The sequence below is a fragment of the Erythrobacter sp. CCH5-A1 genome, from assembly GCF_001557115.1.
GTDB lineage: Bacteria > Pseudomonadota > Alphaproteobacteria > Sphingomonadales > Sphingomonadaceae > Erythrobacter.
Genome location: NZ_LSKQ01000177.1, coordinates 50519 through 69743, shown reverse-complemented (window position 1 = coordinate 69743; position 19225 = coordinate 50519). Strand labels below are relative to the sequence as shown.

The 19225-nt window shown below is 67.3% G+C and carries 17 protein-coding genes; 4 read left to right on the top strand and 13 right to left on the bottom strand.

Annotated features, from left to right (window positions below; genetic code table 11):
• From AX708_RS10745 to radA, 9 genes are all read right to left on the bottom strand, one after another.
• The coding region (locus AX708_RS10745; protein ID WP_067490118.1) for a ribonuclease R family protein at window positions 1-2001 on the bottom strand (2001 nt) is incomplete at its 3' end.
• Window positions 2002-2115: 114 nt separating this feature from the next.
• On the bottom strand, window positions 2116-3495 hold the full coding sequence (locus AX708_RS10740) for a M28 family peptidase (protein ID WP_197425909.1): 1380 nt from the start codon (window positions 3493-3495) through the stop codon (window positions 2116-2118).
• Between the two features lie 37 nt (window positions 3496-3532).
• The gene (locus AX708_RS10735; protein WP_066526443.1) at window positions 3533-5077 is read right to left on the bottom strand and encodes an aminoacyl--tRNA ligase-related protein; all 1545 of its coding nucleotides are present in this window, start codon (window positions 5075-5077) and stop codon (window positions 3533-3535) included.
• A gap of 60 nt (window positions 5078-5137) precedes the next feature.
• Window positions 5138-5719, bottom strand: coding sequence for a polyhydroxyalkanoate synthesis repressor PhaR (phaR, locus tag AX708_RS10730; protein WP_066526441.1), 582 nt, complete (start codon window positions 5717-5719; stop codon window positions 5138-5140).
• 88 nt (window positions 5720-5807) lie between these two features.
• Window positions 5808-6860 (bottom strand): alanine racemase, encoded by a 1053-nt coding sequence (gene alr, locus AX708_RS10725; protein ID WP_066526440.1) that lies wholly within the window; start codon window positions 6858-6860, stop codon window positions 5808-5810.
• Window positions 6853-8466, bottom strand: a complete 1614-nt coding sequence (locus AX708_RS10720) for an MFS transporter (RefSeq protein WP_066526437.1) — start codon at window positions 8464-8466, stop codon at window positions 6853-6855. Before AX708_RS10720 ends, alr begins: the two co-directional genes overlap by 8 nt.
• 55 nt (window positions 8467-8521) lie before the next feature.
• Window positions 8522-8962: an iron-sulfur cluster assembly scaffold protein gene (locus tag AX708_RS10715; RefSeq protein ID WP_197425908.1), complete on the bottom strand. Its 441-nt coding sequence runs from the start codon at window positions 8960-8962 to the stop codon at window positions 8522-8524.
• 7 nt (window positions 8963-8969) lie between these two features.
• Window positions 8970-9515 (bottom strand): CvpA family protein, encoded by a 546-nt coding sequence (locus AX708_RS10710; RefSeq protein WP_066526434.1) that lies wholly within the window; start codon window positions 9513-9515, stop codon window positions 8970-8972.
• A gap of 12 nt (window positions 9516-9527) precedes the next feature.
• Window positions 9528-10895: a DNA repair protein RadA gene (radA, locus tag AX708_RS10705; RefSeq protein WP_066526432.1), complete on the bottom strand. Its 1368-nt coding sequence runs from the start codon at window positions 10893-10895 to the stop codon at window positions 9528-9530.
• A 74-nt stretch (window positions 10896-10969) separates the two neighbouring features.
• Here radA and AX708_RS10700 point away from each other — a divergent pair, with 74 nt between their 5' ends.
• Window positions 10970-13297, top strand: a complete 2328-nt coding sequence (locus AX708_RS10700; protein WP_066526430.1) for a patatin-like protein — start codon at window positions 10970-10972, stop codon at window positions 13295-13297.
• A gap of 8 nt (window positions 13298-13305) precedes the next feature.
• Here the strand turns inward: AX708_RS10700 and AX708_RS10695 are convergent, their stop codons facing one another.
• The 3 genes from AX708_RS10695 to dnaK all read right to left on the bottom strand — a co-directional run bounded on the left by AX708_RS10695 (window position 13306) and on the right by dnaK (window position 17090).
• The gene (locus AX708_RS10695) at window positions 13306-13926 is read right to left on the bottom strand and encodes a DUF6445 family protein (protein WP_066526429.1); all 621 of its coding nucleotides are present in this window, start codon (window positions 13924-13926) and stop codon (window positions 13306-13308) included.
• Between the two features lie 7 nt (window positions 13927-13933).
• Complete coding sequence (gene dnaJ, locus AX708_RS10690; protein ID WP_066526427.1) at window positions 13934-15079, bottom strand: molecular chaperone DnaJ; 1146 nt, start codon at window positions 15077-15079, stop codon at window positions 13934-13936.
• Window positions 15080-15170: 91 nt separating this feature from the next.
• Window positions 15171-17090 (bottom strand): molecular chaperone DnaK, encoded by a 1920-nt coding sequence (dnaK, locus tag AX708_RS10685; RefSeq protein ID WP_066526418.1) that lies wholly within the window; start codon window positions 17088-17090, stop codon window positions 15171-15173.
• Between the two features lie 168 nt (window positions 17091-17258).
• On the opposite strand from dnaK, the gene AX708_RS10680 reads away from it, so the two are divergent.
• The 3 genes from AX708_RS10680 to AX708_RS10670 are packed head-to-tail and all read left to right on the top strand — an operon-like array spanning window position 17259 to window position 18843.
• Window positions 17259-17753: a copper chaperone PCu(A)C gene (locus tag AX708_RS10680; protein ID WP_156443291.1), complete on the top strand. Its 495-nt coding sequence runs from the start codon at window positions 17259-17261 to the stop codon at window positions 17751-17753.
• 5 nt (window positions 17754-17758) lie between these two features.
• A complete protein-coding gene (locus AX708_RS10675; RefSeq protein ID WP_066526414.1) occupies window positions 17759-18274 on the top strand; it encodes a vgr related protein in 516 nt (171 codons plus the stop codon).
• Window positions 18271-18843, top strand: a complete 573-nt coding sequence (locus AX708_RS10670) for a hypothetical protein (RefSeq protein ID WP_066526412.1) — start codon at window positions 18271-18273, stop codon at window positions 18841-18843. Before AX708_RS10675 ends, AX708_RS10670 begins: the two co-directional genes overlap by 4 nt.
• Window positions 18844-18855: 12 nt before the next feature.
• Here the strand turns inward: AX708_RS10670 and AX708_RS10665 are convergent, their stop codons facing one another.
• Entirely contained in the window at window positions 18856-19128 is a 273-nt protein-coding gene (locus tag AX708_RS10665) for a glycine zipper family protein (protein WP_066526409.1), read from the bottom strand.
• Between the last annotated feature and the right edge of the window lie 97 nt (window positions 19129-19225).

The window sequence follows — 19225 nt, the reverse complement described above, 5'->3', positions numbered from 1 at the left end:
GGCGACCGGCTGAAGCTCAAGCTCGCCGAGGCCGGTGATGGTGGCGAAGAAGCCGAAGCTTTGCACCCCGGTGATGCGGGTGTCGAACACCTCGCCCACGCGGCCCGAGAGCCATGCGGCGACATAGCGGTCGATGGTGTCGCGTTCGGCCTCCATCGCGCGCCGCTCGGTCTGGCTGATCGCGTCGCTGACCTGTTGGAGGCTCGCGCGGTCGCGGTCCGACAGGCCGGAGGTGGCGGGGATCGACCCCGGCGGGGCGGGCTGTTCGAGCTTGTAGGCATCGACCAGCGCGCGGTGGACCAGAAGGTCCGAATAGCGGCGGATCGGCGAGGTGAAGTGGGCGTAGGAGCCGAGCGAAAGCCCGAAATGCCCGGCGTTGGCTGGGCCGTAATAGGCCTGCGTCTGGCTGCGCAGCACCGCCTCCATCACCAGCGCGCGCTCGGCTTCGTCCGAGATGTCCTTGAGCATGCGGTTGAACAGGCCGGGCGTCACCACCTGGCCCAGCGCGAGCTTCTTGCCCATCGTCGCGAGATAATCGCGCAGCGCGATCAGCTTCTCGCGGGAAGGTGGCTCGTGGATGCGGTAGACCACGGGGGCGGTCTTGGCCTCGAGCGCCTTGGCGGCGGCAACGTTGGCCGCGATCATGAAATCCTCGACCACGCGGTGGGCATCGAGCCTTTCGCGGATGGCGATCGAGGCGATGCGGCCTTGCTCGTCAAGGACCACGCGGCGCTCGGGCAGTTCGAGTTCGAGCGAATCGCGGGCATCGCGCGCGGCGGCGAGTGCGCGCCACGCGGCCCAGAGATTGGCGAGGTATTCGGGCGGGTTCCCCTCGTCCACCTGTGCCTGCGCATCCTCGTAGGCGATGTTGTGCGCGATCCGCACCAAAGCACGGGTGAAGCGGAAGCTCGACACCTTTCCGTCGGCGTTGATGTGCAGATGGCACGCCATCGCCGCGCGGTCCTCGCCCTCTTTCAGCGAGCAGACGTCGGCCGAGAGTACCTCGGGCAGCATCGGCACCACGCGGTCGGGGAAATAGACCGAATTGCCTCGCTTCCTCGCCTCGCGGTCGAGGGCGGAACCCGGGCGGACGTAGAACGAGACGTCGGCGATGGCGACCAGCGCATTGAACCCTCCCTGCCCGTCGGGCTCGGCCCAGATCGCATCGTCATGGTCGCGCGCGTCGGCAGGGTCGATCGCGACGATCGGCAGGTGCCGCAGGTCCTCGCGCGCCTTGTCGGAGAGCTTGAGCTTGGCGGCACGCGGGGCTTCTTCCAGCACCTCTTCGGGGAAGATGTGCGGGATGCCGTGCTTGGCGATGGCGATGAGGCTGAAGCTCTTCGGCGCGAGCGGATCACCCACCACCTCGATCACCTTCACGCCTGCGCGCTCGGAGCGGCCGACACGTTCGGCGATCACCAGCTGGCCTTGCTCGGCGCTGCCCAGATCGGAGATGGGCGCGGACTGGCGCACGCGCTTGTCGACCGGCGCGAGCCACGCCTTGCCCGTGCGGTCGATCTCGACGACGCCCATCAGCCCCTCGGTGCGGGCGGGGAGCTTCTTCATCGGATGCGCGATCCACGAGCCGCTTGTGGTTTCCTCGGTGCGGGCGAGGATGCGGTCGCCGCGCTTGAGGGCAGGCGGACGCTTGGCCCCGCGCATCTTGGGTTCCCGCACCACGAGGCGCGGCGGCTTGCCGGGGGCCTCGGGATCCCAATTGTCAGGCTCGGCGATCAGTTCGCCGTCATCGACATCGACGATCCTGAGCGTCGTCACCTTGGGCACCCCGCCCATGCGGTGGAAGGCGCTCTTCGAGCCGTCGATCAGCCCTTCCTCGGCCATGTCCTTGAGCAGGGCCTTCAGCTTGATCTTCTCCTGCCCCTTGAGGCCGAAGGCCTTGGCGATCTCGCGCTTGCCCGCGGGAATGTCGGAGGACTGGATGAAGTCGAGCACCTGTTGGGCGCTCGGCATCCCTTGGGGGAGCTTGGGAGGTTTGGGCATAGGAACCCCCTACCCGTTCGCCCTGAGCTTGTCGAAGGGCTGCTCTTCACTTTTTGTTTGAGCCCAAGAAGAAGGACGGTGCTTCGACAAGCTCAGAACGAACGGGTTTTGGTGTTACTCCTTCGCCACAGGCTCGAACGCCCCGCCGGGGACTCCGCTTGAGACGGGGGAGCAATAGGCGCCCGCACATGCTGCGACGCCAAAAATCCAGTCGTCACCTCGCACGCCTTCGAGCCTGTATTGCGTTTTCGTGCGCCATTGAACCGGGGTGCCGTCCTCCTCGAAGTCATGGCCGCCCTGAATGACCACGACCTTTTCGGCGACATCGGGCCAATGCGGGGCATCGGTCGCGCGCCTGAAGACGCGATATGCTTCGCCGCCACGTGCTTCCTCCCACGCCAATTCGGTATAGGTCTTCACCGCCGCATCGACCGTCACCTTGGGAGGCATCGGCGCACGGGCGAGTGCGTCCAAGGCGCGCACGTTGAGCTTCGTCACCCCGGCGAGATAGGCGAAGTCCATCTCCTCGATGGTGTCGCCGTAGAACACGCCGTTTTCGGTGCGCAGGTCCTGGTGCTGGTGGTCGTAATCCTCGACGCCGACGGAAAAGCGGATCGCGGGGTAGCCCTTCTGGAGGAACGGCACCTGATCCCCGCCCCGCCCCATGCGGTCGGTGCGCCAGATCTGGCGGACTTGCAGGCCGTCCGGGTGCTTGACCGCGAGGTCCGCCACCCAGCGCGAGAGGTTGCGCGAGGGCGTGTCGTTCTCGCCGCCGAAGCGCGTCTGCGCCGCGCGCAGCCGGTCGGTGAGGTCGGCGCGCGGGCCTTCGGAGAAGACGCGCACCACCTTGGGCTCGCAATAGCCGTCGCTGCCGCAGGAATTGCCGACGATGTCGTTGTTGAGCACGGCCTTCACCGTGAACCCCTGCGCCTCGGCCCAGTTCGCCAGAATCTGGCCGCCGTGGAGCCCCTGCTCCTCGCCCGAGAGCAGCGCGTAGATGATGGTCGTGGGGTATTTCTGCCCGGTGAGCACCCGCGCCGCCTCGATCACCAGCGCGGTGCCGGAGCCGTCGTCATTGGCGCCGGGGGCGTCGGAGGTCGCGTCCATCACGTCGGTGACCCGGCTGTCGATGTGGCCCTGCACGATCACGACCTCGTTCGGCCGCTCGCTGCCGCGCTGGATAGCGACCGCGTTGCGCACCAGCGTCGGTGTCGGCACGCGCGGGCCGGTGACGGTGTCGCCCACGGGCAGCACCTCTAGGCACCCCCCGCACTTCGCGCCGATGCGGCGGAATTCCTCCAGCCCCCAGTCGACCACCGCGCCGATCCCGCGTTTGGGATCGGTCTGCGTGGAGAGGGTGTGGCGCGTGCCGAAGCTGACGAGCTTTTCCACGTCCTTCTCCAGCCTTTCGGCGGAGACCTGGTCGGCGGGGTGGGGTTCGGCGGCGAGCGGGGCGGCCACGAGGGCAGCGAGCAGGAAAGCGCGTTTCAACATGCGCCCTGTCTGCCCGCCCGCCCCGCGCTAGGCAAGCCTAGTAGGCCCGCGCCACCAGAATGCGTTCCACGGCGGGGGCGCCAGTGAAGATGCAGGCACCGCTCGCAGGCGCCGCGCCGCGCGGCACGTTGCGGATAGTGAGCTTCACCGCCTTCAATTTCTCGACCACGGCGTCGAGCGCCGCGCCGGTCGGCTTGGACCACTCGACTTCGACCCAGCCGGGATATTTCCCGCCGTTGTCGAAATGGTCGACGACCGCCTGCCACTCGGTCACGCCGCGCGTGATGTTGGCATCGCGCCGCGCGCGGGCTTCCTCGTAGAGGCCCCGCTGGATGGCTTCGAGCACCGCGCCCGCTTCGGCCACGAAATCGCCGTGGGCGGGATAGATGAAGGCGGGCTTGCCGTTGGCCTCGTTCCAGAGCTGGTCGCGGCGCAGGACGGCGATCTTGCCCTCGGCCATGTCGCGCGGGCCGACCTCGATGATGATGGGCGCGCCCTTGCGCACCCAGTCCCAGCGCTTGGCCGCCGCTTTGCCGGGCTTGGTATCGAGCAGCACGCGCACGCGTTCGCCGAGCGCCGACTGCGCGGCAAGCGCGGCGCGCACGCCTTCGCAATAGGCGATCAGCTCGGCATCCTCGGGAGCCTCGCGCAGCATCGGGATGATGACGATCTGCTGCGGCGCAATCGCGGGCGGCACGCGCAGCCCATCATCATCGCCGTGGGTCATGATCACGCCGCCGATGAGGCGCGTGGAGACACCCCAGCTGGTGGTGTGGCAGAACTGCTGGGTGCCCTCGCGGTCCTGGAACTGGATGCCGGCCGCATGGGCGAAGTTGGTGCCGAGATAGTGCGAGGTGCCCGCCTGAAGCGCCTTGCCGTCCTGCATCATCGCCTCGATCGACCACGTCTCCACCGCGCCGGGGAAACGCTCGTTCTCGGGCTTTTCGCCCGCGATCACGGGGAGGGCGAGATCATCCTCGGCGCAGGCGCGGTACATCTCGAGCGCGCGGTGCGTTTCGGTGAGCGCATCCTCGCGCGTTTCGTGTGCGGTGTGGCCCTCCTGCCAGAGGAATTCGCTGGTGCGCAGGAACATCCGCGTGCGCATTTCCCAGCGCACGACGTTCGCCCACTGGTTGGTGAGCAGCGGCAGATCGCGCCACGATTGCACCCAGCGCGCCATCGCATCGCCGATAATCGTCTCCGAAGTCGGGCGCACCACCAGCGGCTCCTCGAGCTTCGCCTCGGGATCGGGGATCAGCCCGCCCTTGCCGTCCGAAATCAGGCGGTGGTGGGTGACGACCGCCATCTCCTTGGCGAAGCCTTCGACATGCTCGGCCTCGCGGGTGAAGTTGGCGAGCGGGATGAACAGCGGAAAGTAGCAGTTCTGCACCCCTGCCGCCTTGATCCGGTCGTCCATCAACCGCTGGATGCGTTCCCAGATGCCGTAGCCCCAGGGCTTGATCACCATGCAGCCGCGCACCCCCGATTCCTCGGCGAGGTCGGCGGCGGAGATCACCTCCTGATACCACTTGGCGAAGTCGTCTGCGCGCTTGACGGTGAGCGCGTGGCGGATCTGGGACACGGGTCTTGGCTTCCTGCTTGAACGGGCGCGGCTGTTACCGCTGGCGGGGCGCCCTTCGGGCTATTTGCTTAAGTCGTCCAGCTTCTTTTGCATCGCTGCCATCTGTTCGCGCAGCGCCGCGATCTCTCCCGAGGTATCGGCGGCGGGCTTGGCGGCCGGCTTGTCCTTGGGCTTGCCGAGGCCCGGCATGAAGGCATCGGCCGCCGCGCGCATCATCGCCATGTTGGTTTCGTGGATCGCGGCAAAGGGCGTCGCGCTGATGCCCTTTTCGAAGGCCTCGCGGATCTTCGCCTGGTTCTCGCGGAAATTGGCCATGCTGGCTTCGAGGTAGGAGGGCATCAGCGCCTGCATCGAATTGCCGTACATGCCGATCAGTTGCCGCAGGAAGCTCACCGGGAGCATCTGCTGCCCGCCATTGGCTTCCTCGTCCATGATGATCTGGGTGAGGATCGAGTGGGTGATGTCGTCCCCGGTCTTGGCGTCGAGCACCTGGAACTCGACATTCTCGCGCACCATCTTCGCAAGATCCTCAAGCGTGATGTAGCTCGACGAAGCGGTGTTGTAGAGGCGCCGGTTGGCGTATTTCTTGATGATGATGGCATCGCCCGCTTCGCCGGATGCCGCCGCTTTTGTCCTGACCATTGTTGCGTGACCCCAATTATCCTATCATTCGATAGGGCAGCCTTAGCATTCGCACAAGCTGCAGTGCAACACAATGTATGTGCAGCTGCTAAGGCCGTCTTAACCGCGAACCGATCACGGTCAGCAATTCGTAAGCCGACAGAGCGCTTTGCTGCGCAGCATCGGCGATATTCCAGGGCACCTCCAGCCAGTCGCCCGCGCCCAGATCGGACGCGGCGGCAAGATCGACCACGACCATGTCCATCGAGACCTTGCCGAGGATCGGCAGCGCGCGGCCATGGTGATGCAGCGCGTTGCCGGGGCCTCGCGCGCGCAGGAAGCCGTCGGCGTAGCCGATCGAGACGGTGCCCACCCGCATGTGGGTGCCGGCGATGAAGGTGGCATTATAGCCCACCCCCTCGCCCGGCGCGATCTGGCGGGTCTGGAGGATCTGCGCCTCGACCCGCGCGACAGGGCGGATGTGGTCCGCCAATTCATCGCGCGGCACGCCGCCGTAAAGCGCGAGGCCGGGGCGGGTGAGGTCGAAAGTGAAACTTTCGCCAAGTCCGATCCCGGCGCTGTTGGCAAGGCTGAGGCGCCGGTGCTTGATGGTCTCTGCCGCCTCGCCGAGCAGTTCGGCCTGCATCCGGTTCATCGCCGTGCGCTCGTCGGCGCTGGCGAGGTGGCTCATAAGAATGTCAATATCGAGCGCCGCGATGGCGGGATCGGCTATTTCGCCGAGCGCGATGCCGAGGCGGTTGATGCCGGTATCGACCATCAGGTGACACCGGCCGCCCCCGGTCGCGGTCCACAGCCGCGCCTGATCGAGCGAATTGATCACCGGCACTGCGCCAGTGGACCGGGCATAGGCACAATCGGCCTCGGTCAGCACGCCATGGAGCACCGCGATCTGATCGCCCGGCACGTGGGCGATGACGCCTGCCACCTCGCTCCAATGGGCGACGAAGAAGTTGCGGCAGCCTGCATCGCGCAGCACAGGCACGCAGGTATCGACGCCGAGGCCATAGGCATCGGCCTTCACCGCCGCGCCCGCCTGCCCCGCGCCCGACAGCGCATCGAGCGCGCGCCAATTGGCGGCGAGCGCGGCGGTATCGACCGTCAGCCGCAAGGTCGGCGGCGGCGGAGCGGCGGGCTCAGTCATCGGCAAAGTCTTTGGGCGGCCCGTCCGGCAGGCCCCACCACGCCACCACCACCCCGAAGGCGACCACCGCCCAGGTGTACCACAGCCCCGCATAGACATCGCCGGTGGTAGCCACAATGTAGGTCGCGATCAGTGGCAGGAAGCCGCCGAGATAGCCTGCGCCGATATGGTAGGGGATCGACATCGAGGAGTAGCGGATCTGCGGCGGGAACATCTCGGAGAGCAGCGCCGCGACCGAGCCGTAAGTCAGCGCCGACAGCAGCCCCAGCGCCAGCAGCAGCGCCACGATCCCGGCGATGTTGACGAAAGGCGGTACCTGCTTGGCAAAGCTGTAGCCGCGCGCTTCGAGATAGGTCTGCACTGCCGCCTTCCGCTCCGCCGCCTCCGTCGCGGCCAGATCGAGCCTCTCGTTGCCGACCGTGATCGCAAGCGCTTCGCCGGCAGTGACGGTATAGGGCACGCCGAGCGTGGTCAGGTCTTGCAGTAGCCGGCCGCAATCGGTCGCCTGCTTCTGCGCGAAGGCATCGAATTCGCACTGCGTGCCCATCACCGCCACCGGCGCGGTCCGGGCGGCCTGCTGCAGCCCCGGATTGGCGAGCGCGCCGAGGCCCCAGAAGATCGGGAACAGCAGCGCGAGGCTGGCGAGTGCGCCGATGATGATCGGCTTCTTGCGCCCCACCCGGTCCGACCAGCGCCCGACGATGACATAGAAACCCATCGACAACAGCCCCGAGACCAGCAGGACGAGGTTCACCACCTGGTCGTCCATCCGCATCGGCCCCTTGAGGAACGACATCCCCGAGAAGAAGGCAGTGTACCAGATCGTCGTCAGTACCCCGGTGATCCCGAACAGCGCGACGAAGATGCGCTTCTTGTTGCCGGGATAGGTGAAGCTTTCGACGAAGGGGTTGCCGGCCATCTCGCCCGCCTCCTTCATCGCCTGGAACACCGGGCTTTCGGAGAGCTTCAAGCGCATCCACAGGGAGATGCCGAGCAGCGCGAGCGAGAGCAGGAAGGGCACGCGCCAGCCCCACGCCTTGAACGCATCGGCCGGGATCAGCAGCTGACAGCCGAGCACCACGATGATGCTGAGAACGAAGCCGCCGACCACGCTCGCCTGGATGAAGCTGGTGTAGAAGCCGCGCTTTTCGGGCGGGGCATGCTCGGCGACATAGACCGCCGCGCCGCCATATTCGCCGCCCAGCGCAAGGCCCTGGAGGATGCGCAGGAACAGCACGATGAGGGGTGCGGCAAGGCCGATCGAATCCGCGGTCGGCACGAGGCCCACGCCTGCGGTGGCGATGCCCATCAGGGTCACCGTGACGAGGAAGGTGTATTTGCGCCCCAGCCTGTCGCCGAGAAAGCCGAACAGGATCGCGCCAAGCGGGCGGAAGCCGAAGCCCACCGCGAAACCGGCCCACACCAGCAGCACTTCGAGCGTGGCGTTGTCGGAAGGGAAGAAGGCCGCGCCGATCAGCCCGGCGAGCGTGCCGTAGATGAAGAAATCGTACCACTCGAAGATGGTGCCCGCCGATGATGCACCGATCACCAGGCGGATTTCGCTCTCGCTCGGCTCGCGTTGGCGGAGCGCCTGCGCCTCTCCCATTGTGTCCCGATCCCCTGTTGTCGCCATGCGGCTGCGATCTCTCTGGCACCCGTCCCTAGCGAGTGCCGGGCCCTTGCGAAAGCGCCGTACGCGCCGCCGTCCACGGCAATAGCAGCGCGCCGTGGCGGCCCGGATGATCGCGGGCTGGCACCAGCGCGTCGATCCCCGGCCAGTCGGGCAGCGCCCCCTCGCCCGCGAGCCAGGCCTCGAGGCCGGCGGCGACTGCCTCGATGCCCTCTGCCCCGCGGCCTGCAGCGCCCTGCGCGAGCAGTGCTGCCGAGGCTTGCCCGATTGCGCAGGCGCTCACCTGCATCCCGATCCGGGCGATGCGCCCTGCCTCATCCAGCGCCAGCCCGAGCGCAATCACGCTCCCGCAGCTGCGCGAGCGCGCTTCGGCGGTCAACGGGAAGTCGCTGGTCAAGGGAAAGCCCGCCAGCCCCGTCGCGAGCGCGAGCAATTGCGGCGAATACAGCTTGGTCGAGGCGCGCGTCGCCACTAGGCGCTCACTTCCTGAACCGGGCCGCCGCGGCCGCCCGCGCCTCCTCTTCGCCGCGCAGCCGCTCTCGTCGCACCGCGATGGCGGGAATCAGCTGGCGCGAAAAGGCATCGGCCGCGGCATAGGTGCGCGCGGTGGTGATCCATTCGGGCCGGCCCTTGTAGCCCCAACTGTCGTCGAAACCGGTCACCAGCATGGCAAAGGCGAACACCGCGATGAGCGCGCCCTTGACCGCACCGAAGCCGAAGCCGAGCACCCGGTCGATCGGCCCCAGGATCGCGCCGTCGGATGCGCCGCTGGCATTGCCGATGATGACCTTCATCGCGGCGTAGGGGATAAGCAGCAGCAGCGTGAATGCGAACAGCGAGACGGCCGGTTCGGCGCGGTAGAAGTTCCTGAGACCTTCGGTCAGTGTCGGGTGCATGAAATGGAGCGCGAGCGCGGCCATGATCCACGAGGCAAGGCTCAGCACTTCCTGCACCAGCCCGCGCACGAAGCCGCCGATTGCGGCAATCGTCACGATGATGGCGATGATGATGTCAAGGACGGCCATGATCGGCGAGGATTATGCGTTGCCCATCACCTGGTCAACGACGTTCGCAAGTGCAGCAAGGCCGCGGTAATCCGCGCCGCGCTCGCCGCTCGCTGCGCCCGCAGGGCCGTAGAGCCGCGCAAAGCCGAGCTTGGCCGCCTCGCGCAGGCGCAACGGAGCATGGGCGACGGGGCGGATCTCGCCCGCCAGGCTGACCTCGCCGAACCACGCGCTCTTGTCGGGCAAGGGCCGGTCGGCGAGCGCCGAGACCAGCGCGGCGGCCACCGCGAGGTCGGCGGCGGGGTCGGTCAAACGGTAGCCCCCGGCGATGTTGAGATAGACCTCGGCCGAGGAGAAATTGAGCCCGCAGCGCGATTCCAGCACGGCGAGCAGCATCGCCAGCCGCCCGCTGTCCCACCCCACCACCGCCCGGCGCGGGGTCGCGCCCGATTGCAGGCGCACGATCAGCGCCTGGATCTCGACCAGCACCGGGCGCGTGCCTTCAAGCGCCGGGAACACCGCAGAGCCCGCCAGCGGCGTCTCGCGGCCCGAGAGGAACAGCAGCGAGGGGTTGGCGACTTCCTCCAGGCCTTCGGTGGCCATGGCGAAGACCCCGATCTCGTCCACCGCGCCGAAGCGGTTCTTCAATGCGCGCAGGATGCGGTACTGGTGCGAGCGTTCGCCCTCGAAGCTCATCACCACATCGACCATGTGCTCGAGCACGCGGGGGCCCGCGATCGTGCCGTCCTTGGTGACATGGCCGACGAGGACCAGCGCGCAGCCCGATTCCTTGGCGTAGCGGATCAGTTCGAGCGCGCAGCCGCGAACCTGCGAGACGGTGCCGGGCGCGCCCTCGATGGTGTCGGAATGCATGGTCTGGATCGAATCGATCACCAGCAGCGCGGGCGGCTCGCCCTGCCCGAGCGTCGTCAGGATATCGCGCACCGAGGTTTCGGACGCGAGCCGGATCGGTGCGTCGGCGACGCCCATGCGCGAGGCACGCAAACGCACCTGACCGGCGGCTTCCTCTCCGCTCACGTAAACGACATCATTGCCGCCCCGCGCGATGGTGGCGGCGCATTGCAGCAGCAGGGTCGATTTGCCGATCCCCGGATCGCCGCCCAGCAGCACCGCCGAGCCCGGCACCAGCCCGCCGCCGAGCGCGCGGTCGAACTCGGCGAGGCCCGTGGACTTCCTCACCGGCAGCTTCGTCGGCGCGTTCAGCGGCTCGAACGCCACCGCCCGCCCGCCGCTCGACAAGTCGTGCTTCTGCGAGAAGACCGTCGCGGGCACATCCTCGATAAGCGTGTTCCACTGCCCGCAATCGGCACATTGCCCCTGCCAGCGGTGCGAGACGCTCCCGCATTCCTGACACACGTAGCGACGTTTGGTTTTTGCCATATGTCATGCCCCATATCGAGAACAGATGACGAACGCAATTGCAATGCGCCTGTCCGGCACGCTAGACAGCGGCGATGCGGCAGAAGGAACTGCGCCTTGCTCTGGTCTGCTATGGCGGGGTCAGCCTTGCGGTCTACATGCACGGGATCACCAAGGAGGTGTGGCACCTCGCCCGGGCGAGCCGTGCGTTCCATCATCCCGGCGGAATGGCGCTCGACGGGGTGGCCGCGGCCTATCGCGATTTCCTGACGACCATCGAGCGCGAGCATGGGCTCCAGATCCGCGTGCTGCCCGACATTCTCACGGGCGCGAGCGCGGGCGGGATCAACGCCGTGTTCCTCGCGCAGGCGATCCACGCCGGGCACAGTCTCGAGCCGCTCACCGACTTGTGGCTCGCCAATGCCGATGTCAGCGAGCTGACCGATCCCGATGCCGAGCCGATGTGGCGCTATGCCAAATTCTGGGCGCAGCCGATCGCCGAATGGTTCCTGTCGCGCCCCGGCAACGCGGTGAGCGCCACCGTCTCCCCCGAAACCCGCGCCGAGGTACGCGCCAAGGTATCGAAGCTGGTGCGCGGGCGCTGGTTCAGCCCGCCGTTTTCGGGCGCGCGCTTTTCGGCGATGCTGTTCGAGGCCTTCATCAAGATGGCCGAGGAAGGCGACGGCATTCCGCTGCTGCCGGCCGGCTACCCGATCGACCTTGCGGTGACCGTCACCGATTTTCGCGGACATCCCGAAACGCTGCGGCTGAACTCGCCCGCGCAGGTCGAGGAGACCGAGCACCGCCTGCCGATCAATTTCCGCGCCCAGGTCGGCGACGGCGTTGGCGGTAACGAGTGCGCCCCGCTGGCCGATCCGCTTGAACTGGTGCTCGCAGCGCGCGCGACCGCGAGCTTTCCCGGCGCCTTCCCGCCGCTCACCCTTGCCGAGATCGACGCGCTGGCGGCAGCCGAGGGGCACGCCTGGAGCGGGCGCGCCGCCTTTCTCCAGCGGGTTATGCCCACCCATGTCGCGCGCGGCACGGTCGGCGAGGTGGCGCTGATCGACGGGGCGGTGCTGGTCAACGCGCCCTTCGGCGCAGCGCTCTCGGCGCTCTATGGCCGCCCCGCCCAACGCGAGGTCGACCGGCGCTTCGTCTATCTCGACCCCCGGCCCGAAGGTGCCGCGCCGACCCCGGCGATGCGCGCGCGCGACATCGGCTTCTTCGGGGCGATCTTCGGCTCGCTCTCGACCATCCCGCGCGAACAGCCGATCCGCGACGATCTGGAGCGCATCGAACAGCAATCGCGCGATGCGGCGCGGCTGAAGCGGATCGTGATGGACCTGCAGGGCGATATCGACCGCGCGGTGGAAAAGCTGTTCGGCTACACCTTCCTGCTCGACCGCCCCACGCCCAAGCGCCTTGCGGCCTGGCGGGCCAAGGCGCAGCAGGCGGCGGCCGAGCGGGCGGGCTATGCCTTCGGGGCCTATGCGCTGGTGAAGTTCGACGGCATTCTCGACCAGCTCGCGCGGTTGACGCTCAAGGCGGCGGGGCAGCCGCTGGGCGATCCCCTGCCGCTGGTGGCTGCGCTGCGGGCCGAGCTCGAGGGGCGCGGGCTGGGGATGCTGACCGACGCGGGCGGCGGCGCGACACAGGCCGCGATCGCCTTCTTCCGCGCGCACGACACCGGCTTCCGCATGCGCCGGTTGCAACTGCTCTCGCGCAAGCTGGCGCGCGATTGGCAGCTGGGTAGCGAGGTTGCCGAAGATGCGCTCGACCGGGCGCGCGACCGGCTCTACGAGATCCTCGCGCTCTACACCCAGACCGATGCCGATGTGCTCCACGCAGCCCATTTCCGCGATCTGGCAGCGCGCGGCGTCGCGCAGCCGGGCGCGGTGCTCGATTTCCTCGCCACCCAGCGCCTGCTGCCCGCCACGGACCTGCGCGCCGAGGAAATGCTGATCGACGCGCTGGAGGACATGCCCAAGGAGCTGAAGCGGCGGATGCTGCTGACCTATCTCGGCTTTCCCTTCTACGATGTCGCCACCCTGCCCCTGTCGCGGCGCGAGGGGCTCGACGAGTTCAACCCGGTCAAGATCGACCGCATCTCGCCCGACGATGCGCTCTCGATCCGCGAAGGCGGGACGGCGGCGACCTTGCGGGGCATCGAATTCTACAATTTCGGCGCCTTCTTCAGCCGCGACTATCGCGAGAACGATTACCTGTGGGGGCGCCTGCACGGGGCGGAGCGGATGATCGACCTTGTGGCTTCCACCGTCAGCGGCGGTGTCTCGGCGCAGACCCTGCGCGAAGGCAAGCGCGCGGCGTTTCTGGCGGTGCTGGATGAGGAGGAAATCGCCGGACGCTGCCAGCGCGGACTTATCGAACAGATCAGAGCCGAGGTGCGCGAGAAGCTGGGTTAGGCCCCGGATCAGGCGACCCGCGCGAAGAACAGCAGCATCACGAGGCGCGAATCCTCCGCCGTCTTCCCGAAGCCCGGCGCGGCATTGTGAAACTGCCAGGGCGAGAACAGTAGCAGCCGGTTGAAGCGCGCGGGGATGCGCAGGGTGCGCTCCCACTTCGCGGGGAGCGTGGTGTCCTTGTTGACCACGTCCTCGACCAGCGCGTTGATATCGCCGTAGCCGCTCGCGGCGATCCGGGCCGGGTCCTGCGGCACGGCTTCGAGGCCGGTGCGCTTGTGGCGGAAGAAATCGGTGCCACCGGCTTCGGGCCTGGCGCAATCCTCGGGCCGCGAGAGGTAGAGGATGCCCGAATAGGCCGCCGGGTCGATATGCACCCCACTCCTCCCCTTGGCGCCCTTGCTTGTGAGGCGACAATGCCCGTGCTGTGTTCCCGGCGCCGGGCCGAGCTTCACCCCCAGCAGCCGCGAGACCGCCGCATCGACCGCACCCGTGTCCAGCGGCGTGGAGGAATTGAGCCCCGGGAAATTCCCGTGCTGCTTGGCCGGATCATATTCCAGCGCCAAAGCCGCGCGCCGCGCGGCCCAGGGGTCCTTGAGGAAATCGTCGACGATAAGGAGCGAGGGAAGCACCGCCTCCTCAGTCGCCGAAGGCGTCTTTCAGCTTGGCAAAGAAGCTGCGGCTTTCGGGGCATTCGTCGCCTGTCTCGGTCGCCTTGAATTCCTCGAGGATTTCCTTCTGGCGGCGCGAGAGCTTGGTGGGGGTCTCGACCACGATCTCGACCACCATGTCGCCCCGCCCGCGGCCTTGCAGCACCGGCATCCCTGCGCCGCGGATGCGCAGCTGCTTGCCGGACTGGATGCCCGCCGGAATGTCGAGCCGGTTGGTCGAGCCGTCGAGATCGGGAATCTCGACGCAGCCACCGAGTGCTGCCGTGGTGAAGCTGACCGGCACGCGGGTGGCGAGCGTCGTGCCCTCGCGCTCGAACACCGAATGCGGCTTCACGTGGAGGAAGATGTAAAGATCGCCCGGCGGCGCGCCGCGCTGGCCGGCCTCGCCCTTGCCCGAGAGGCGGATGCGGGTTCCTGTGTCGACGCCCGCGGGGATATCGACCTTGAGGGTCTGCGGCTTGTCGATCCGGCCTTCGCCGCGGCACACGCGGCACGGGTTCTCGATCACCGTGCCGCGGCCGTTGCAGGTGGGGCACGGACGCTCGATCACGAACAGGCCCTGCTTGGCGCGCACGCTCCCCATGCCGTGACACAGGTTGCACTGACGCTCGGAGGTGCCGGGCGTCGCCCCGCTGCCGTCGCAGGTGTCGCAGGATTGGGAGACCTCGATCTCGATCTCGGTCGACTTGCCGGTGAAGGCCTCCTCGAGGCTGACCTGCATGTCGTAGCGCAGGTCCGCTCCGCGACGGGTCTGCTGGCGCTGGGCGCCACCCCCGCCGAAGGCGCTGCCGAAGATCGTTTCGAAGATATCGCCGATATCGGCAAACCCGTCGGCGCCGCGCCCCCCGAAGGGCCCGCCACCACCGCCGCCGTTCATGCCTTGCGTGAAGGCCTCGTGGCCATAGCGATCATAGGCCGCGCGCTTCTGCGGGTCCTTGAGGCAGTCATAGGCCTCGCTGATCGCTTTGAACTTGGCTTCCGCCGAAGCGTCGCCCGGATTGCGGTCCGGGTGGAACTTCATGGCGAGCTTGCGGTAGGCGCTTTTCAACGTCGCCCCGTCGCAATCGCGGGCGACTTCGAGCGTGGCGTAGTAATCGAGCTGGGCGCTGGACATGTGCGTGACCTATTCCCCGTCACCACCGGCCGCCGCCGCACCGGATGCGTGATCCGGCAGCAGCGGCAAGCCAGCGGGTTGCATCGGGGCCTTAGCCCTTCTTGTCTTCGTCGACCTCGGAGAACTCGGCGTCGACCACGTCTTCGGCCGGAGCTTCTTCAGAGGCAGCAGCCTCGCCCTCGGGGCCGGCGGCCTGCTGGGCTTCATAGATCTGCTGGCCCATCTTCATCGCCGCCTGGGTCAGCGCCTGCGCCCTGGCGTTGATGTCATCGGCATCGCCGCCTTCGAGCGCGGTCTTCACGGCAGCGATCGCCGCTTCGACATCGCTCTTGGTGCCGGCGTCGATCTTGTCGCCGTGTTCCTCGAGCTGCTTTTCGGTCGCGTGGACGAGGCTGTCGGCCTGGTTGCGCGCTTCGGCGGCGGCCCGGCGCTTCTTGTCCTCTTCGGCGAACTTCTCGGCGTCCTTGACCATCTGGTCGATGTCGGCATCGCTGAGCCCGCCCGAAGCCTGGATCTTGATCGTCTGTTCCTTGCCGGTGCCCTTGTCGCGCGCCGAGACCGAGACGATGCCGTTGGCGTCGATATCGAAGGTCACCTCGATCTGCGGCACGCCGCGGGGCGCGGGGGGAATGCCGATCAGGTCGAAATTGCCGAGCAGCTTGTTGTCCGCCGCCATCTCGCGCTCGCCCTGATAGACCTTGATCGTCACCGCGTTCTGGTTGTCCTCGGCGGTCGAGTAGGTCTGGGTCTTCTTGGTCGGGATGGTGGTGTTGCGGTCGATCATGCGGGTGAACACGCCGCCCAGCGTCTCGATGCCGAGCGAGAGCGGGGTCACGTCGAGCAGCAACACGTCCTTGACGTCGCCCTGCAGCACGCCCGCCTGGATCGCCGCGCCCATGGCGACGACTTCATCGGGGTTCACGCCGGTGTGGGGCTTGGCACCGAAGAACTGCTCCACGACCTCGCGCACCTTGGGCATGCGGGTCATCCCGCCCACGAGGATCACCTCGTCGACCTGATCCTTGCTGATTCCCGCATCCGCCAGCGCCTTCTTGCAGGGCTCGAGCGTGCGCTGGATCAGCCCGTCGACCATCTTTTCGAGATCGGCGCGGGTGATCGTCTCCACGAGGTGCAGCGGGGTGGTGGTGCCACCTTCCATGCGCGCTGTGATGAAGGGCAGGTTCACTTCGGTCGTCGCCGCGCTCGAAAGCTCGATCTTGGCCTTCTCCGCCGCTTCCTTGAGGCGCTGGAGGGCGAGCTTGTCGGCCTTCAGATCCATGCTCTCCTTCTTCTTGAAGGAATCCGCGAGGAACTCGACGATCGCATTGTCGAAGTCCTCGCCGCCGAGGAAGGTGTCGCCGTTGGTCGACTTCACCTCGAACACGCCGTCACCGATCTCGAGGATCGAGACGTCGAAGGTGCCGCCGCCGAGGTCGTAGACGGCGATGGTCTTGCCGTCTTCCTTGTCCATCCCGTAGGCGAGCGCGGCCGCAGTCGGCTCGTTGATGATGCGCAGCACTTCAAGGCCGGCGATCTGGCCTGCATCCTTGGTCGCCTGGCGCTGGGCGTCGTTGAAATAGGCGGGCACGGTGATGACGGCCTGCGTCACGCTCTCGCCCAGATAGCTCTCGGCGGTTTCCTTCATCTTCTGGAGGATGAAGGCGCTGATCTGCGAGGGGCTGTAGTCCTCGCCGCCGGCATTTACCCAGGCATCGCCGTTCTTGCCCTTGGTGATCTTGTAGGGGACGAGCTCCATGTCCTTCTTGGTCATGGGGTCTTCGAAGCGGCGGCCGATGAGGCGCTTGATCGCGAAGAGGGTGTTGTCGGGGTTGGTGACCGCCTGGCGCTTGGCGGGCTGGCCGATGAGGCGCTGGCCATCCTTGGTGAAGGCGACGATCGAGGGCGTTGTGCGCGCGCCTTCCGAATTTTCGATGACCTTGGGCTTGCCGCCATCCATCACCGCAACGCAGGAGTTGGTCGTGCCGAGGTCGATACCGATTACTTTACCCATTGTTTCCCCATCCATAAGGACAATTGTTGGACACCGCTGCCGTCGGCTTCCCGGTTTCCGGCAAAGCACCTTGGCGGCTCGTTTGTGACGGCGATATAGGTGTGCTTTCGCTTGGCACAAGAGAGCGGGGGCCCTAGATTTCGGGCCATCCACATGGGAGACAACTGCGTGAAATCTGTTCTGAGCATGGCGTCGGCGGTGCTGATGCTTGCCGCCCTGCCCGCCCTCTCGGCCTGCGCGCCCGATGCCGATGCGCCGCCGAGCGACAGCGCCACCGCTGCGGCGGCCGGCGGACTTGTCGTAAGCAACGCCCGGGTGGTGCTGCCTCCTGTCGCGGGCAATCCGGCGGCGGTCTATTTCGATCTTTCCTACAGCGGCGCGCCCGGCGCATCGCTGGAAAGTGTCACGGTCGAAGGCGCCGGGATGACGATGATCCATGACTATGCGGAAAGCGCAGGCAAGATGCAGATGGTGATGGCGGATTCGGTTCCCCTCAGCGCCGGCGCGCCTGTCAGTTTCGCGCCCGGCGGCCTTCACGTGATGGCGATGGAGCCTTCCGAGGCGCTCAAGGCAGGCGGCACCGCCAAGGTCACGCTCGCCCTGTCGGACGGCACCAAGGTCACCATCGAGGCTCCCGTGCGCGCCGCAGGGGACGAGCGCTGAGCGACGTGCCGGCCGCAACCGACGGCAACCCGCCTCCCGTCTGTCCGGTCGGTGCCGCGCGCCCGCTGACTACGGGCGAGATCGCGCTGGCGCGCTCGGTGTTCGGCGATGCGGTCGACTACGCTCCCGTTACCGTGATCCGCCGCAAGTTCTTCCCGCTGCAGCCGCGCGGCGTCACGATGGCGCCGATGGGCAGCCTCCACTTCCACCCCGCCGCCCCGCATTACTGCGACGACTTCGCCGCCGCCTCGCTCGCGAAGCAGGGGCATTTCATCCACGAGATGACCCACATCTGGCAGGCGCAAAGGCTCGGGCGGTGGTATCTGGTGCTGCGCCGCCATCCCTGGTGCCGCTATGATTACACGCTCAAGCCGGGCTGGAGCCTCACGCAATACGGGCTCGAACAGCAGGCCGAGATCGTGCGCCACGCCTTCCTTCTGCGCCGGGGCGAAGCGGTTGCCGGCGTGGCCGACGAGGCAGCATACGCGGCGCTCGTCGCTTTCCCGGGAGCGTCATCGTGAGCCCGTTCGAATTCGTCTTCGTCCTTTACAGCCTCGTGCTCGGCCTCTCGCTGGTCGAGTTGCTGAACGGCCTCGGCCGCACGCTCGAGTTCATGCTCGCCCGCGAGGCCGGCGACCGCGCCTTTTCGATCGGTGTGCTGACCCCGCTGCTGGCGCTGTTCGTGATCCTCGATCTGCTCTCGTTCTGGATCTTCGCATGGACCGTGCAAGATCATGTGGTCGCCGACCGCTTCACCGTGCTTGGCGTGCTGGTATTCTCTAGCGCCTATTTCCTCGCCAGCAGGCTGGTCTTCCCGAGCGAGCCCGAGAACTTCACCGATCTCGACACCCACTATTTCCGCGTGCGCCGGGTGGTGTTCGCGATGCTGCTGGTGATGGTGGCGGTGCAGTGGGCCTTCCTGCTTTCGGTCCCGGAAATGGCCACCCGGCTGATTACGGTGACGAATGTGAGCATGACCGGCGTCCTCGTGGCCCTGATGGGCGCCGCGATCATCGTGACGGGCAAGCGCGCGAGCATCGCGGTGCTGGTGCTGCTGATCGCGCGCTACCTCGTGATCTATTTGCAATAGCGCTTAGCCGGCTCAGTTCGGGCAGCGCACTGTGTATTCGCGCCCGTCGCGGTCGACGCGGTAGCACTCGCCATTGTCGCGCTTCTTGATCAGCGTACCGCCCGCGCCGCCGACCGCAGCGCCCACAGCCGCGCCGGTCCCGATATCGCCGCCGGTGACGGCGCCGACCGCCGCTCCGGCCGCCGCGCCAAGGCCTGCGCCTTCGACGGCGTAATTGTCGGCACAGGCGCCGAGCGAAAGCGCGGCGGCAGCGCCGATGAGGATCGTGGGGATGCGATAGGTCATGTCGTCTCTCCTGGGCAACGGGATGATGCGTTTATCTATCGCGAGAGGGACGCCGGTGTTCCGCGGCCCGCCGCGCGCCCGGGTGAACGCGGCGAGA

Bases quoted from the DNA above. Each gene is read 5' to 3' on its own strand.
- AX708_RS10720 (WP_066526437.1), bottom strand. From the start codon at position 8,466: ATGGGAGAGGCGCAGGCGCTCCGCCAACGCGAGCCGAGCGAGAGCGAA.
- dnaK (WP_066526418.1), bottom strand. From the start codon at position 17,090: ATGGGTAAAGTAATCGGTATCGACCTCGGCACGACCAACTCCTGCGTT.
- alr (WP_066526440.1), bottom strand. From the start codon at position 6,860: ATGACTGAGCCCGCCGCTCCGCCGCCGCCGACCTTGCGGCTGACGGTC.
- AX708_RS10665 (WP_066526409.1), bottom strand. From the start codon at position 19,128: ATGACCTATCGCATCCCCACGATCCTCATCGGCGCTGCCGCCGCGCTT.
- AX708_RS10710 (WP_066526434.1), bottom strand. From the start codon at position 9,515: ATGGCCGTCCTTGACATCATCATCGCCATCATCGTGACGATTGCCGCA.
- dnaJ (WP_066526427.1), bottom strand. From the start codon at position 15,079: ATGTCCAGCGCCCAGCTCGATTACTACGCCACGCTCGAAGTCGCCCGC.
- radA (WP_066526432.1), bottom strand. From the start codon at position 10,895: ATGGCAAAAACCAAACGTCGCTACGTGTGTCAGGAATGCGGGAGCGTC.
- AX708_RS10740 (WP_197425909.1), bottom strand. From the start codon at position 3,495: ATGTTGAAACGCGCTTTCCTGCTCGCTGCCCTCGTGGCCGCCCCGCTC.
- AX708_RS10700 (WP_066526430.1), top strand. From the start codon at position 10,970: ATGCGGCAGAAGGAACTGCGCCTTGCTCTGGTCTGCTATGGCGGGGTC.
- phaR (WP_066526441.1), bottom strand. From the start codon at position 5,719: ATGGTCAGGACAAAAGCGGCGGCATCCGGCGAAGCGGGCGATGCCATC.